Origin of the sequence: Providencia sp. PROV252 (assembly GCF_033676005.1) — a bacterium.
Taxonomy (GTDB): Bacteria; Pseudomonadota; Gammaproteobacteria; order Enterobacterales; family Enterobacteriaceae; genus Providencia; species Providencia vermicola.
Genome location: NZ_CP096294.1, coordinates 4,356,147 through 4,370,749 on the forward strand (window position 1 = coordinate 4,356,147; position 14,603 = coordinate 4,370,749).

General features: G+C 40.7%; 12 protein-coding genes and 1 riboswitch. Of the genes, 3 read left to right on the forward strand and 9 right to left on the reverse strand.

Annotated elements, in window-relative coordinates; all coding sequences use genetic code 11:
* Nucleotides 1-112: 112 nt before the first annotated feature.
* Nucleotides 113-976, reverse strand: a complete 864-nt coding sequence (gene murI / locus M1F05_RS20240; RefSeq protein WP_206085993.1) for a glutamate racemase — start codon at nt 974-976, stop codon at nt 113-115.
* The gene (gene btuB, locus M1F05_RS20245) at nt 921-2,810 is read right to left on the reverse strand and encodes a TonB-dependent vitamin B12 receptor BtuB (protein WP_206085992.1); all 1,890 of its coding nucleotides are present in this window, start codon (nt 2,808-2,810) and stop codon (nt 921-923) included. Before btuB ends, murI begins: the two co-directional genes overlap by 56 nt.
* A 73-nt stretch (nt 2,811-2,883) precedes the next feature.
* Nucleotides 2,884-3,166: riboswitch (cobalamin riboswitch) on the reverse strand.
* A 110-nt stretch (nt 3,167-3,276) separates the two neighbouring features.
* Between btuB and trmA the strand changes: the two genes are divergently transcribed.
* Nucleotides 3,277-4,374 (forward strand): tRNA (uridine(54)-C5)-methyltransferase TrmA, encoded by a 1,098-nt coding sequence (trmA, locus tag M1F05_RS20250; RefSeq protein ID WP_206085991.1) that lies wholly within the window; start codon nt 3,277-3,279, stop codon nt 4,372-4,374.
* Between the two features lie 71 nt (nt 4,375-4,445).
* Here the strand turns inward: trmA and M1F05_RS20255 are convergent, their stop codons facing one another.
* Together M1F05_RS20255 and fabR are read right to left on the reverse strand one after the other, a co-directional pair.
* Nucleotides 4,446-4,841 carry a YijD family membrane protein gene (locus M1F05_RS20255; RefSeq protein WP_206085990.1) on the reverse strand — a complete coding sequence of 132 codons (396 nt, stop codon included), beginning with the start codon at nt 4,839-4,841 and terminating at the stop codon, nt 4,446-4,448.
* A 12-nt stretch (nt 4,842-4,853) separates the two neighbouring features.
* A complete protein-coding gene (gene fabR / locus M1F05_RS20260) occupies nt 4,854-5,510 on the reverse strand; it encodes an HTH-type transcriptional repressor FabR (RefSeq protein WP_206085989.1) in 657 nt (218 codons plus the stop codon).
* Between the two features lie 422 nt (nt 5,511-5,932).
* Between fabR and sthA the strand changes: the two genes are divergently transcribed.
* The gene (sthA, locus tag M1F05_RS20265) at nt 5,933-7,330 is read left to right on the forward strand and encodes a Si-specific NAD(P)(+) transhydrogenase (RefSeq protein ID WP_206085988.1); all 1,398 of its coding nucleotides are present in this window, start codon (nt 5,933-5,935) and stop codon (nt 7,328-7,330) included.
* A 76-nt stretch (nt 7,331-7,406) separates the two neighbouring features.
* On the opposite strand, the gene oxyR is transcribed toward sthA, so the two are convergent.
* Nucleotides 7,407-8,312, reverse strand: coding sequence for a DNA-binding transcriptional regulator OxyR (oxyR, locus tag M1F05_RS20270; RefSeq protein WP_047756880.1), 906 nt, complete (start codon nt 8,310-8,312; stop codon nt 7,407-7,409).
* 1,304 nt (nt 8,313-9,616) lie between these two features.
* Between oxyR and M1F05_RS20275 the strand changes: the two genes are divergently transcribed.
* Nucleotides 9,617-9,970 (forward strand): hypothetical protein, encoded by a 354-nt coding sequence (locus M1F05_RS20275; protein WP_206085987.1) that lies wholly within the window; start codon nt 9,617-9,619, stop codon nt 9,968-9,970.
* Between the two features lie 64 nt (nt 9,971-10,034).
* Here the strand turns inward: M1F05_RS20275 and argH are convergent, their stop codons facing one another.
* From argH to argC, 4 genes are all read right to left on the reverse strand, one after another.
* Entirely contained in the window at nt 10,035-11,411 is a 1,377-nt protein-coding gene (gene argH, locus M1F05_RS20280) for an argininosuccinate lyase (protein ID WP_206085986.1), read from the reverse strand.
* A gap of 78 nt (nt 11,412-11,489) precedes the next feature.
* Entirely contained in the window at nt 11,490-12,710 is a 1,221-nt protein-coding gene (locus M1F05_RS20285) for an argininosuccinate synthase (protein WP_206085985.1), read from the reverse strand.
* 44 nt (nt 12,711-12,754) lie between these two features.
* Nucleotides 12,755-13,531 carry an acetylglutamate kinase gene (argB, locus tag M1F05_RS20290; protein ID WP_206085984.1) on the reverse strand — a complete coding sequence of 259 codons (777 nt, stop codon included), beginning with the start codon at nt 13,529-13,531 and terminating at the stop codon, nt 12,755-12,757.
* A gap of 12 nt (nt 13,532-13,543) precedes the next feature.
* Complete coding sequence (gene argC, locus M1F05_RS20295) at nt 13,544-14,548, reverse strand: N-acetyl-gamma-glutamyl-phosphate reductase (RefSeq protein ID WP_206085983.1); 1,005 nt, start codon at nt 14,546-14,548, stop codon at nt 13,544-13,546.
* Between the last annotated feature and the right edge of the window lie 55 nt (nt 14,549-14,603).

A 14,603-nucleotide genomic window follows, 5' to 3' on the forward strand; every position in this document is an offset into this window, starting at 1 on the left:
CGCCGAATCGGTTTGTCGTGACAACGGATGCGCATTATAGGGAGTCAGAAAAATCTGGCAACCCCTTTTTTGCATTTTTTTTTCGTTCGCTCAGCTTTTCAGCAAATTTAAGTTAAAGCGCTAGTTTTTCCAGCGAAATAAACCCTTCAGTTTCAAGTACAGGCCTTAAATCTTGCACAGCATCATTCATTAAGAGGCAATAAGCGAAGTCTTCTTCGTTAGAATCATGAATTTCTGCCTGATTGTTTATCAGCCAAACGGCTCTTCTAGCGATAGCAGAACCTGAATCTATAAACCTTGTTCCATCTGGTAAGACTTTTTCGAGTTCTTCTATTAATAGAGGGAAATGGGTACAGCCTAAAATAACCGTGTCTGGCGGTTCAGGCATTCTGATCCACGACCTTACCGTTTGAGCCACTTCATCTAACGGTAAAGTTTCCCCATGTAACTTTCTTTCTGCCAATTGGACTAATTCAGCAGAGCCCAGCGAAACCACTTTGCAGTCCGTAGCGAAACGGTCAATTAATTCTTTCGTGTACTCGCGATTCACAGTGCCTTTCGTGGCTAATAAACCGACCACGCCATTACGCGTGAGTTTAGTAGCAGGCTTGATTGCAGGAACCACACCGACTACAGGGAAAGTAAAGTGCGCTCTTAGATTAGGCAAACTGACGGTACTTGCAGTATTACATGCAATGATCGCAATTGTTAAAGGATGCTTTGCTGCTATTGCATTAACAATTTGATAGACCCTATCAATAATAAACTCTTCACTTTTTTCACCATACGGAAAAGCTTCGTTATCGAATGCATATATATAGTGCGCATTCGGGATCAGTTTTTTAACTTCGCGATAGACAGATAACCCGCCCACTCCTGAGTCAAACACAAGAATGGTCGGGCGAACAGATAAGGTGTTATCAGAAGTTGTAACTTCCGGTAAGGAAATATTCTCTTCCAGCGGTGCGATAACCATACGCGGTCTCATAGTCTTTATCGAACATATTAGCTATTTTACCACGAATTGTGAGATGTGAAGTGATTGGATATGCAGCTGTGAGATCCCAAAGGCTAACGCCGCCTACTTTTGTGCGTTGCCCATTCCCCATTTTGTCATACCGAGAGCCTATATACTGGTAAGTGACCCCCATATCAACGTCATAAATATCCCAATCAAGTTGATATTTGACTTGTTGCTTAGCCCTTCTCAGTAAAACCTCATTTGTTTCTTTATCTCTAGGATCGATATATTGATAAGTAACTTGATGATGGAAAATTCCCGTATCTAGTTCACCAACCCATTCAAGTCCTTTAATTTCAGCCTTTCCAATATTTTCATAACTAGCGATTGGATAACCATTGTCATATGAAATCAAGTTATTAATATCATTATGATATGTGTTTAACTGCCAAAATAATGGGCCAGTTTTACCTTCAACACCGATTTCCCATTGCTTGCTCTCTTCTGGTTTTAAATTTGGATTACCAATAGTAGACCAGCTAGGAGAAACCACATGTGCATACAATTGGCTCAGATTTGGTGCTTTATAGGCTGTTGCATATGAACCAACCAGTTTATAGCCTTCGTAGAATTCCCAGCTTAATCCTGATTGCCAAGTTGTATGCCAATTAAATTCTGAATGGTGATCTGAACGAACCGCAGCTTCAGCTACAACAGAGTTGACTAGTGCGTATTGACCCGTTAAATAAACTCCAGTGTTATTTAACGTTTGTTTCTCGCTGATCATTGTATAGCTACTTGGTTCAACACTCTGACGTTGATAGTCAATACCAGCACTGATATTACCTTTCTCTAGATGGTAGCTGTTGCCCCATTGGAGATTATATTGCTTCGATTCATCTAAATTCGAAAATTTCCCATACTGCCCATATTTTGGATCATAGTTATAATCTTTTGTTGTACCGTAGCTGCCCATCAGTATGGTTGAATATTTATCATTATGATATTTCAAGCCTGTTTCATAGGTGCGGCTATATAATTTTCGAGTATCAACTTGAGAGTTTGTATGTTTATCATAATAAGCTTCATAATCAGTTCTATTGTCATACCCATATGCTCTCGCATAAGCGGTGATATCTGATGAAAACTGATGTTCAACACCTAACCATAATGCCTTACTCAAAAAACCATCTTTGTCTGGCTGCTTCCTATCACCACTAAACCCTTTCGCCTCTATATCAAACCCCTTTGTATACGTATAAGCGCCCGCCGCGGTTACTGTGGTATTTTCACCAATTTTTTGCTGGGTCGAGCCGTTATAGTTTTGATAGCCATGCGAACCAATACCCGCATTTAATGTTGTTCCATCGTTATCACTGCGAGTAATAATATTCACTACGCCACCAATAGCATCAGAACCATAAACAGCGGAACGCGCACCACGGATATATTCGATACGTTGAACTAATGAGATTGGAATTTGGCTCATATCTGATGAACCCGAAATACCTGCTTGATTTAAACGGACACCATCAATTAGCACTAGAACATGGCGAGACTCTGTTCCCCTAATAAAAAGGGAACTTTGCTGCCCCATTCCCCCATTTTGCGCAATATCCACTCCTGGTAAACGCCTTAACACATCAATCACGGTATTTGACTGCCAATGATCAATATCTTCACGAGTGACCACTGTCACGGGCGCTAATATAGAAGAAATTGGTTGTTCGAAACGATTGGCTGATACGACAACTTCGTCAGCTTTATTATTTGCACTTGCCAGAGAAGAAACACCGCATAACACTGCCACAGCAGCGGCCGATAACGGCAGCAACTTGTTATTATTCATTATGATTACACTCGGAAAATCAATTAAATTAAAATTCCGCGAAGTTGAATAAAAGGTTCGCGCTGATATTCAACAAAGCGATAAGACGTGTGGCAGGTATCGGACTCATAAGTTCCAAAGCGTTATTTCTATAATAAAAGAAACAGAAAAATGCTTGTATATATCCTAAATAATTCAAGTTACATGTAGGCGGCAGGCGAAGACATCCCTAGGAGCATACTGAAGTATGTGACTAGGGTAGCTGAGCGATGCTAACACCCATGTAGCTTGAAGAATAACGGGGATACCTTAATTACCGTTGCGCGTCAGTCTTGGATTTCAACCAAATTCCCTCAACCACACACTGTTATCGTAAGTTGAATAGTTATGAGTGTCTACGGATCGATAATGAAAACTGGACATCTTCGCCGCATTCCCTACAATTTCGCCCCTGATATGAATTTTTTACTGTTTTATGGGGCCAAGTATGCCAAACACGTTGCACACCAAAGACTACGAACTGCAACTCGCAGAGAAAACTGACCGTTTAAAGGCTATGATGGCCCCGTTTAACGCACCTGAACCTGAAATTTTTTCATCTCCAACCTCGCATTACCGGATGCGGGCAGAGTTCAGAGTTTGGCATGATAATGATGATTTGTTTCATATCATGTTTGATAAAGAGACCAAAGAACGTATCCGTGTTGACCAATTCCCAGTGGCGAGTCAATTAATTAATGACATGATGGCTGAATTGCTACCATTAATTAAACAGAATGAATTACTACGCCATAAGTTATTCCAAATCGACTATTTGTCGACACTGAGCAACAAACTGATCGTTTCACTGCTTTACCATAAAAAATTAGGTGATGAATGGACCGCTGAGGCGAAAAGTTTAAAAGCCACATTGGTGGAAAAAGGCTTTGACCTGCAGTTAATCGGCCGCGCCTCAAAAACTAAAATCATGCTTGATAATGATTATGTAGATGAAGTGCTACCTGTAAATGGTAAGGATATGGTTTATCGCCAAGTTGAAAATAGCTTCACGCAGCCGAATGCACAGGTCAATATTAAAATGCTGGAATGGGCAATTGCCGCGACGCAAAATTCAACGGGTGACTTATTAGAATTGTATTGCGGAAATGGAAACTTTTCCTTGGCATTAGCACAAAACTTTGAACGTGTTTTAGCCACTGAAATTGCTAAACCTTCCGTTGCTGCAGCGCAATATAATATAGAAGCAAACAACATTAATAATGTGCAAATTATCCGAATGTCTGCTGAAGATTTTACCCAAGCAATGCAAGGGGCACGTGAATTTAGACGTTTGGAAGGTATTACACTAACGGATTACCAATGTAATACGATTTTTGTTGACCCACCACGTAGTGGTTTAGATGATAAAACCGTAGAACTTGTCCAGGGATACGACCATATTTTGTATATTTCCTGTAACCCAGAAACCCTTTGCGATAATTTAGTTGAGCTGACAAAAACGCATAAAATTGAGAAGCTAGCCTTGTTCGACCAATTCCCTTATACCCATCATATGGAAAGTGGTGTTTTATTAACGCGTCGCTAATTTTTAAATATATTCATAATCCATATAAGAACGCCGCAATATCCTGCGGCGTTTTAGTCTAAATACGTTTTTTAAACTTCGTTTTCAGTTTCTTGTTCAAGTGCTAGCTCAGCTTTTTCTTTCTTACGCGCTTTCCAGCTTGCATACATCCATAACGCTAGAATCACGATAAACGTCGCTGGAATAAAGTTAGAACCAATTTCAGGGTTCTGAACGCGTAAAATCGCGGCATAACCAAAGATCCCAATGAAAAAGCTGCCTGCAACAAATTTAGGGAGTCCGATTGGCATCGCTTGGTGTAAGTAGCGTTGGTGTAAACAATACGCAGCCAATACTAAGGTCAAAATTGGAAAAAATGAAAAGTCGACTAGCGAGTTGAACAACGTTGAAAAGGTTCCATGGGTTGCAAGTCCGATAACAAAGGCGAGCAATAGTGTACTTCTTTCATAACTTTTTTGATCCGTCATTGATTCTCCTTATTATTTAGTAAGGTCTGGGTCAGTTTGATTTTGTTTTTCCTGTTCACGGCGGTACCAATAGTAGGCGCCTTTAGCAATCATTCTTAACTGTAATACCAGCCGTTCTTCAAGATGTCTGCGTTTTTCTTCGTCAATATCAAGCGCTTCTGCGCCTGCACTAAAGACTATCGTTACCATCGCTTCAGCCTGCATCTCAGTAAAATGGCGAGGCATGCGACTTTCAAGTTCAAGGTAATCAGCTAATTCCGCAATAAAATGTTGAATTTCCCTTGCAACGGCAGCACGAAATTCAGCTGATGTGCCTGAACGCTCACGCAATAATAACCTAAAGGCATTGGGGTTATTACCAATAAACTCCATAAAAGTTGAGACTGATGTGCGGATCACACTCCCACCTTTTGCGATACGCTGCCTCGCTTGTCGCATCAGTTGACGTAACATCAAGCCACTTTCATCGACCATTGTTAGGCCGAGTTCATCAACGTCTTTGAAATGACGATAAAATGACGTTGGTGCAATGCCTGCTTCTCGAGCAACTTCACGTAAACTTAAGCTCGTAAAACTCCGTTCAGCGCTTAATTGGCTAAATGCGGCTTCGACGAGTGAACGCCGAGTTTTTTCTTTTTGTTTTGCTCTAACGCCAATAGTGTTACTCACGGTGATCCTAATTTCTATGTCATTAAATATTAATGAACGCATTATTGAAGGTTAATAATAAGCAAGAGTTCACCTTCTAGCATACCTGAAATTTCTTAATCTGGTTTAGAGAAAAATCGACTCTTACTGCAAATTAGCAATTTTCAGAATTTCGCATATTACCGACACCGCTTTCTTATATAGAGAAATGTTCTCACTTCCTTCTACCCTACCTGAACCCTAAAAAATAGATTCACCAAAAATGCACTTTATTTTTTGCTTTTCCCGGATGTGCTTTCTTCTCGAATTTCAGATTGAAGTAAATCAGTGAAAGAGATTCACGACGTTTTAATTAGAAAGACAAAGGGAACGGGAAATTAGGCGAAATAACCAACTAATGATAACATCTTGTTGTCATTTTGTTTTAGAGCAGGTCTTACCTCATGCAACTTACCCATTTTGATGCAATAGTTATTGGTTCTGGTCCTGGTGGCGAAGGCGCCGCGATGGGGCTGGTAAAACAAGGAAAAAACGTTGCTGTTATAGAACGTTATAATAATGTCGGCGGAGGCTGTACCCACTGGGGAACCATTCCCTCTAAAGCCCTCCGTCATGCTGTTAGTCGTATTATCGAATTCAATCAAAACCCCCTTTATAGCGATAACTCCCGTAGCTTAAGCTCCTCTTTCTCTGAAATTCTGCAACATGCGGAAACGGTCATTAGCCAACAAACTCGCATGCGCCAAGGGTTTTATGAGCGAAACGGTTGCCAGATGTTTTCGGGTGAAGCCACGTTTATTGATGATCAACATGTTAGTGTACGTTACGCCGATGGTAGCTGTGATGTTTTAAGTGCCGATAAGATAGTAATAGCAACGGGTTCACGCCCTTATTGCCCTTCGGATGTCGATTTCAACCATTCGCGAATTTATAACAGCGATACAATCCTCAACCTTACCCATGAACCTCGCCATGTCATTATTTATGGTGCAGGTGTTATTGGTTGTGAATACGCCTCAATCTTTCGCGGATTAGGTGTGAAAGTAGACTTAATCAATACGCGAGATCATTTATTAGCCTTCCTCGACCAAGAAATGTCTGATGCATTGTCTTACCATTTTTGGAATAGTGGCGTTGTCATTCGCCATAATGAAGAATATGAAAAAATCGAAGGTGTCGATGATGGTGTTATTGTTCACTTGAAATCTGGCAAGAAAGTGAAAGCTGACTGCCTATTATATGCCAACGGAAGAACGGGTAATACAGATGGCTTAGGCCTTGCAAATGTTGGCATTGACGCGGATGGCCGTGGTCTTGTTAAGGTGAATAAAGCTTACCGCACAACGAATGAACATATCTATGCTGTCGGTGATGTGATTGGTTACCCAAGTCTCGCTTCTGCGGCTTATGACCAAGGCCGAATTGCAGCACGTGCAATCGGTGGTAGTCTTGGTGATGCGCATTTAGTGGAAGATATTCCAACGGGCATTTATACCATTCCTGAAATAAGCTCTGTGGGTAAAACCGAACAAGAACTTACTGCAATGAAAGTGCCTTATGAGGTCGGCCGTGCACAATTCAAACATTTAGCACGTGCGCAAATTGCGGGAATGAATGTCGGTAGTTTGAAAATCTTATTTCATCGTGAAACATTGCAAATATTAGGTATTCACTGTTTCGGCGAAAGAGCGGCTGAAATTATACATATCGGCCAAGCGATTATGGAACAAAAAGGTGAAGGCAATACTATCGAATATTTTGTGAATACGACGTTCAATTACCCAACGATGGCAGAGGCTTTTCGCGTTGCAGCATTAAATGGTTTAAATCGACTATTTTAATTGCCTGTCTTGATGGTTGCCTCTTTTTGGCAACCATCATATCAATCTACTAAACGTTTATTTTAGCGCTTTATTCCTAAACTCTGTTTTTATAATAATTATCCATTGAGTTATAAATAGTTTCAGCTAATTGTTCATAGCGACCACGTAAAGGTGAACCTGGGCGATATACCAGAACAATTGTCCGCTTAGGTTCAGGCTCAATACAATTTAAGTAACACACGCCATCACGACACGCTTCATTTGGCACCGCCAAATCAGGTAAAAGTGTAATGCCACTTCCCGCTGCAACCATATTTCTTAATGTCTCTAAACTGGTTGCCCTAAAATGCGTATCTTCTTTTGCACCTGCTTGAAAACAAAAACCCATTGCTTGGTCACGTAAGCAATGCCCATCTTCTAACATTAATAATTTTTCACCTGACAGCTCCCCCATTTCAATGGTGTCACGGTCATGCCATGGATGGCTTTCATAAATAGCCAGTTTCATTGGTTCTTCAAATAAAGGCACAACAATAAATGGCGCTGTTTCTTTCACATCAGCCAAAATTGCACAATCTAATTTGCCGCTATCTAATTGAGCTAATAGTTGCTGAGTTTGAGCTTCATGTAAGTAAATTTCTAACTTAGGATGAGCTTGGTGTAATTGTGGGATGATATGAGGTAATAAGTAAGGTGCGACCGTTGGTATTAAGCCTATATGCAGTGGGCCAGACATACTTTCCCCTTGCAGAGCAGCCATTTCTTGCAACACTTTTATTTCTCGCAAAATAGTTCGAGCCTGTTCAACAAGTAATAAACCTTGCTGGGTAAAAAGAACTTTACGGCTCGTTCTTTCTAATAACATGACGCCGAGCTCTTCTTCTAATTTACGAATTTGACCGCTTAATGTTGGTTGGCTGACATGACAAGAATCCGCGGCGCGTCTAAAGTGTTTATGTTCGGCGAGTGCAACGAGGTACTCTAAATCTCGAATATTCATATTTCTTTTCCTTTCGTGAATTCTTTGTCAAACCAAAGATAGATAATACCAATCACTATATCGATATTGTTCTGTTTTATCTATTAATAAATTAATAAATATCGCCATACTTCACTTTTCATACAATTTCATGCAATAAAATGAAATAATTTGCAATATTTAGAAATAAAATTGTATCCCATGTTTTTGATTGGTGATATTGATGACAACTCAAAAATAATTAAATTTATTAACCATACAGTTTTCGAGATAAAGACCCAAATAGATGAAATATTCGTGTTTTTATAATATGTAACTCGTATCTTTTATTCTTAAATCGTACAAAACAATTAAATTATTTTTGTCGAAAAAAAGCAACCATTGGCTTACTAGAAGTATTTATTAGATGGACACGCTAATATGAAGACTGAGTATATCGATATTAATAAACTGGCATATACAACTAAAGCCTCAATACTTTCAAATCACCTTGGAAGTTATGAATTCGAATGGCTGCGAAGTGATCATAAAGAAGGGCTCGTTAAAATTAGATATCAATAAACTAAAAAGAGTGTTTCGAAAGGGCTCTAATAAAGAGCCCTTCAGACTGCTGACAAACCGATTAGGTTTGACTGCAGGTTGGATAGGTTTTGAAAATAAATTAGGAAAATCAATTTATTGATTTTCGGCTGATAACACAAAACAGGAAAAACCACGTTTTTATCCTGCTTTGTCAACAACCTCAAGGGCTCTTTATTAGAGCCCTTTCTCAGATTGAGGGTCACCATAAACCTTATTGTTTTATTTAGTATCCCTCTAAACGTTAATAAATTACCTAGATAAAGTTATATTTATTTTCATGGTTGAAATATTTTGTTATATTTTCTTTCACTCACCGTTAAACTTTGTAAGATTTTATATAAAAATAAATGTAAAATCACGATTCCTTTCTGTTAAATCCCCACAAAAAGTTATTACACGCTTATAACCCTACTCCGTTCGCTAGAAGATCAAACCAACCAAAAGCACACCAAGAAAGCATAAAACCATAAAATTATGCAAAAATAGCAATTAATTAGAATTTTACACCACTTAAAATCCAAAGAACAATTTAATAAACTAATGTAATCACGTTAGTTATCTTTATATTTTTAAACATTTCATTTTTTTGATTTACACATTTCTGGCATTTTTTTAATTATAATTCCTTCCCTCAAAACATCAGGGAATATTAATCACGAATTATTATTTTAATCTATATAAGACATCTTCAATTTAAACATACAGCAAGTTGATTCACTAAAAATCAATGACGGAATACTATTATGAAAAATTCACTATTAATGTTAAAAAAATCATGTATTTGCTCATTAACCAGCTTATTTCTTGTAGCCGCTTTTACATCAATGAATGTGAATGCCAGCAATGATGAACACACCGGTATTATTCAATTTTCGGGTGCCATTGTATTTCCATCATGCTTCAATGAAATCAATGAAAAAAATATCAAAATGAAATGTTTGAATAGCCAATCGGATATGGTTACTAATAAAATAGACTTAAATGATGTGACAAATATCCAAGGGTGGAAAGTCATCAATGATGGTAGGGGTGAGTATTCATATAATTGGGTAAATGAGGATAAACAGATGGGGATGCTGACGATTAAATATATTTAATCAGAAACACGTTATGGGAATAGGGGTAGTCATACTACCCCCCATTTTAATATTCAACTCGCTATCACAGCCCCAATCGACTCTTCGCTTCCACTATCGCTTTCGCCACTTGTTTCTGAGATACCCCACCTTTTGCAAGCCGTTTATCTAAACATGATTGCAGCGAGAGAACCTCATATACATCTAATTGAATTGTTTCACTGAATTTCTGCAGATCGCTTAACGCCATTTCCTCTAACGCTTTACCTTGTGCTATTGCAGTCACCACCGCTTCACCCACAATATGGTGTGCTTCACGGAATGGAACACCTTTCGCCACTAGATAATCCGCCAGCTCCGTTGCATTTGCATAACCTTGTTTTGCTGCCTCTTCACAACGCGGACGACGAATTTGAATACCATCAAGAACCAGCGCAGCCATGTGTATGCAATCTAACCAAGTATCTAATGCATCAAACAGGCCTTCTTTGTCTTCTTGCATATCTTTGTTATATGCAAGGGGCAATCCTTTGAGTGTCATCATCATGCCAGTAAGAGCGCCTTGGACACGACCACATTTTCCACGGATCAATTCCAGTGCATCAGGGTTTTTCTTTTGTGGCATTAATGAAGAACCTGACGTTACTTTGTCAGATAACTCAACAAAACCCGCCTCCCCACTATTAAAGAAAATTAAATCCTCAGCGAAACGAGATAAATGCACCATACCAATGCTGGCATCAGATAGCAGTTCGAGAACGTGGTCTCTATCAGAAACGGTATCAAGGCTGTTACGCGTTGCCGATGAAAAACCTAACCAAGAAGCCAACTGCTCACGGTCAATATCGTACGCTGTGCCCGCTAATGCCCCGCAACCTAATGGACTAACATCCAAACGTTTTAAGGTATCTTTTAAGCGGCTTTCATCACGCGCTAACATTTCACCATAGGCTAAACACCAATGAGCAAATGTCACTGGTTGCGCTCGTTGTAAATGGGTATAGCCTGGCATCACGGCATCTTGATTATTTTCTGCAGTGATCACTAACGCTTTCTGTAGCTCAGTGACTGCTTCAAGTAATAATGCGACTTGGTCTTTACACCACAGTTTTAAATCTGTCGCCACTTGGTCATTACGGCTACGTCCTGTATGCAGCTTTTTACCCAAATCACCAACTTTATCAATCAGCTTACCTTCAACCCAACTGTGAATATCTTCCGCATCGCTTTGCAAAATAATGTCAGGGTTATCTTGAACTTCTTTTAATAATGTATTTAACGCTTGTTCTAAAGATTGCTGTTCGCTCTCTGTCAACACCCCGACGGTGACCAATGATTTTGACCATGCGACTGAACCGATAATATCTTGTTGCGCCAAGCGATAATCGAAACGCAATGAATCATTAAATTGTTTAAACCGCTGATCTGCCTGCTGACTAAAACGTCCACCCCAAAGTGCCATAACGGATCCCTACCTGATTGATAAAATAAGTTTTTAACACCCGACAGCTGTGTAACTGCCGGGTTACTGCGATTAGCTTTATTTTGCTTTGTTTTGTTCTTTCAGCGCACGAATACGTGAGGACAGGGAATAAAGACGGATAAACCCACCAGCGTGGCTGTGGTCGTAAACTTCATCTTCACCAAATGTCGCAAATTCTTCAGAGTACAAACTCTTATCCGCTTTTTTCTGAATCGCTGTTACTTGGCCTTTATACAGTTTCAGTACCACTTCACCCGTGACGTCTTGTGCTAAGGACTCTGCCGCTGCTTGTAATGAATGACGTAATGGCGCGAACCAACGGCCATCATAGACCACATACGACATTTCTAAACCTAGCTGCTCACGCCATTTGTAGCTGTCACGGTCTAATACTAATTGCTCAATCCCACGCAGTGCAGCCATCATAATGGTGCCTCCTGGGGTTTCATAGCAACCACGAGATTTCATACCGACTAAACGGTTTTCAACGATGTCGATACGGCCAACACCGTGTTTCGCACCCAGCGTGTTCAGTGCTTCTAAACACCCTAGAGGAGACAATGCCTTACCGTTAACAGAAACCACTTCGCCTTGTTTCACACCAACAGTCACCAGTTCCGCTTCATCTGGCGCATCTTGCGGATCAACAGTCCATACCCAGCAATCTTGGTTGGCTGCATTCCATGTGCTTTCTAATACGCCACCTTCAGTGGAAATATGCCATGCGTTTTCATCACGGCTATAGATTTTTTCAAGACTCGCTGTTGTCGGGATGTTACGCTCTTTCAGGTAATCGAGCAGCGCTTCACGAGAACGCAAATCCCACTCACGCCATGGTGCAACCACTTGCAGTTGCGGCGCTAACGCCGTATAGGTGCTTTCGAAACGCACTTGGTCGTTTCCTTTACCCGTTGCACCGTGAGCAACGGCATCCGCACCCACTTTTAATGCGATTTCAACTTGTGCTTTCGCAATAATTGGGCGAGCCATTGATGTGCCTAATAAATAGCTACCTTCATATAACGCACCCGTTTTTAATACTGGATAGATATATTCTTTGATGAACTCTTCACGTAAATCAACGACATAGCATTCTGATGCGCCTGATTGCAGTGCTTTTTTCTCAACACCAACGAGATCTTCCCTGTCTTGTCCCACATCGGCAACGAATGCAACCACTTCACAACCGTCATAGTTTTCTTTCAACCATGGAATAATTGCCGAGGTATCTAAACCACCAGAGTATGCTAATACAATCTTTTTAATGCCCTTTTTCATAACGTACCTATCCGCTCAATTAATTTTTTATGTGTATGGCTCGATTACGATGCCAAGATCCGAGTTCCGATTGCTGTACCATTAAACAGCTCAGGAAGTTGTTCTGCGTGACGCCAACTTGCAATATCGACGGAGCGTTGTAGTGCGTTAGCTGCGTCTAATGCAGCATTCACCTTAACAATCATTCCATCTGTAATAATTCCTTGGTCGATGAGTTTCTGCGCTTTTTGCGTGGTCATCTCATCAATTTTTTGGCCTTTACCATCTAAAATGCCACTGACATCCGACAATAAAACCAGATCGGCATTGAGTGCTTGGGCTACAGCGGTTGCGGCTTGGTCTGCATTCACATTCATCAGCTCACCTTGTGCAGTGATCCCAATAGAACTGATGATTGGCAAATAACCCGCACTAAGCAGCAATTTTAATAGTTTGGCGTCACCTGGTTTTGCATTCCCAACATGACCCAGTTCGTCATTTAACTGTGTGACAACCGCACTTTGTCCGTCACCGAGTGATAACCCCACCGCGGGCAACTGGTGTTTGATGCTCCATGCCAGTAAGGTTTTATTTGCCGTACCCGCTAAAGCCCCCGTAATAATGTCAATTTGATCCGCGGGTGTGACACGCAGTCCTTGCTTTTTCACCACAGGAAGTTGCAGTTTCTGCATTAATTCATCAACTAGACAGCCTCCACCATGGACAATTACCAGCTCACGCTTATGCGTTTGGCGGTAAGTTTGAATGGCAGTAAAAAGTTTTTCTAACGCTTCGGTACTATCGAGTAACACACCGCCCAATTTAATCACTAAGGGTTGCATGGGTTGTCCTTATTAAAGTAATGACTGAGTTTCATTGAAACCAAAACGAATATTCATGCACTGTACAGCCTGTGCAGCGGCACCTTTTAGTAGGTTATCTTCTGTACCGACTAAAATCAGGTGTTCCCCTTTCAATACATAACCGATATCACAAAACGGTGTGCCGACCACCGATTTCAATGCAGGAACGCCTTTATCATATAAACGCACCAATGGTTTGTTTTGATATGCTTCTTTAAACGTTTCGCCAATTTTCTCTGCCGTAACACCTGCTTTCACCTTGCATGTAATAGTGGCAAGGATCCCCCTTGAGAAGTTGCCCAGATGCGGCGTGAAAATCACTTCTTGCCCTAAATGTGTGGAGATTTCAGGTTGATGGCGATGAGTGAAAATACCGTATGGCTGCAAGCTCACTTCACAGAAGCTATTTGTCATTGAGGCCTTACGCCCTGCCCCTGACACACCACTGGTTGCATTGATAACAGGCCACATGTTGTTGTCTAATAATTTTGCGTCAATTAACGGCTTTAACGCGAGCTGTGAAACGGTTGGGTAACAGCCCGGCACTGCAACTAATTGAGCTTGACGAATTTTATCGGCTTGCCATTCTGCCAAACCGTAAACTGCTTGCATTAACCATTCGGTATTTGTATGTTCAAAGCCATAGTATTGCGTGTAGAACGCAGGATCTTGAACGCGGTAAGCACCCGACAAATCGAATACCACACAGCCTGCCTCAAGGAATTGCGGAGCGATATCGTGGCTTACTTCGTGCGCCGTGGCGAGGAAAACAACATCAATACCTTTTGCCGCCTCAGCCACATCAGTTAATGGCTGTACAGGAAGGTCAATAATGCCTTTATACTGAGGATATAAATCAGAAAAACATTTATTTGCATCGGCACTTTGCTTCGATACCATCAACCCTTGAAGGTTAATTTCAGGATGACGTTGCAAATAAGCGGCTAATTCTGCTCCAGTATAGCCACTAGCCCCGATAATGAGTGTGTTCAACATGTGCTTTCTACCTTGTACTCGTGACTCAAACAGTTTAATGTGTATTTTTATTCAA

What these genes read in the sequence shown, in the direction of transcription:
- oxyR (WP_047756880.1), bottom strand. Translation starts at nt 8,312, where the DNA reads ATGAATATTCGAGATTTAGAGTACCTCGTTGCACTCGCCGAACATAAA.
- argH (WP_206085986.1), bottom strand. Translation starts at nt 11,411, where the DNA reads ATGGCACTTTGGGGTGGACGTTTTAGTCAGCAGGCAGATCAGCGGTTT.
- argC (WP_206085983.1), bottom strand. Translation starts at nt 14,548, where the DNA reads ATGTTGAACACACTCATTATCGGGGCTAGTGGCTATACTGGAGCAGAA.
- M1F05_RS20255 (WP_206085990.1), bottom strand. Translation starts at nt 4,841, where the DNA reads ATGACGGATCAAAAAAGTTATGAAAGAAGTACACTATTGCTCGCCTTT.
- M1F05_RS20275 (WP_206085987.1), top strand. Translation starts at nt 9,617, where the DNA reads ATGAAAAATTCACTATTAATGTTAAAAAAATCATGTATTTGCTCATTA.
- murI (WP_206085993.1), bottom strand. Translation starts at nt 976, where the DNA reads ATGGTTATCGCACCGCTGGAAGAGAATATTTCCTTACCGGAAGTTACA.
- argB (WP_206085984.1), bottom strand. Translation starts at nt 13,531, where the DNA reads ATGCAACCCTTAGTGATTAAATTGGGCGGTGTGTTACTCGATAGTACC.
- trmA (WP_206085991.1), top strand. Translation starts at nt 3,277, where the DNA reads ATGCCAAACACGTTGCACACCAAAGACTACGAACTGCAACTCGCAGAG.
- M1F05_RS20285 (WP_206085985.1), bottom strand. Translation starts at nt 12,710, where the DNA reads ATGAAAAAGGGCATTAAAAAGATTGTATTAGCATACTCTGGTGGTTTA.
- btuB (WP_206085992.1), bottom strand. Translation starts at nt 2,810, where the DNA reads ATGAATAATAACAAGTTGCTGCCGTTATCGGCCGCTGCTGTGGCAGTG.
- sthA (WP_206085988.1), top strand. Translation starts at nt 5,933, where the DNA reads ATGCAACTTACCCATTTTGATGCAATAGTTATTGGTTCTGGTCCTGGT.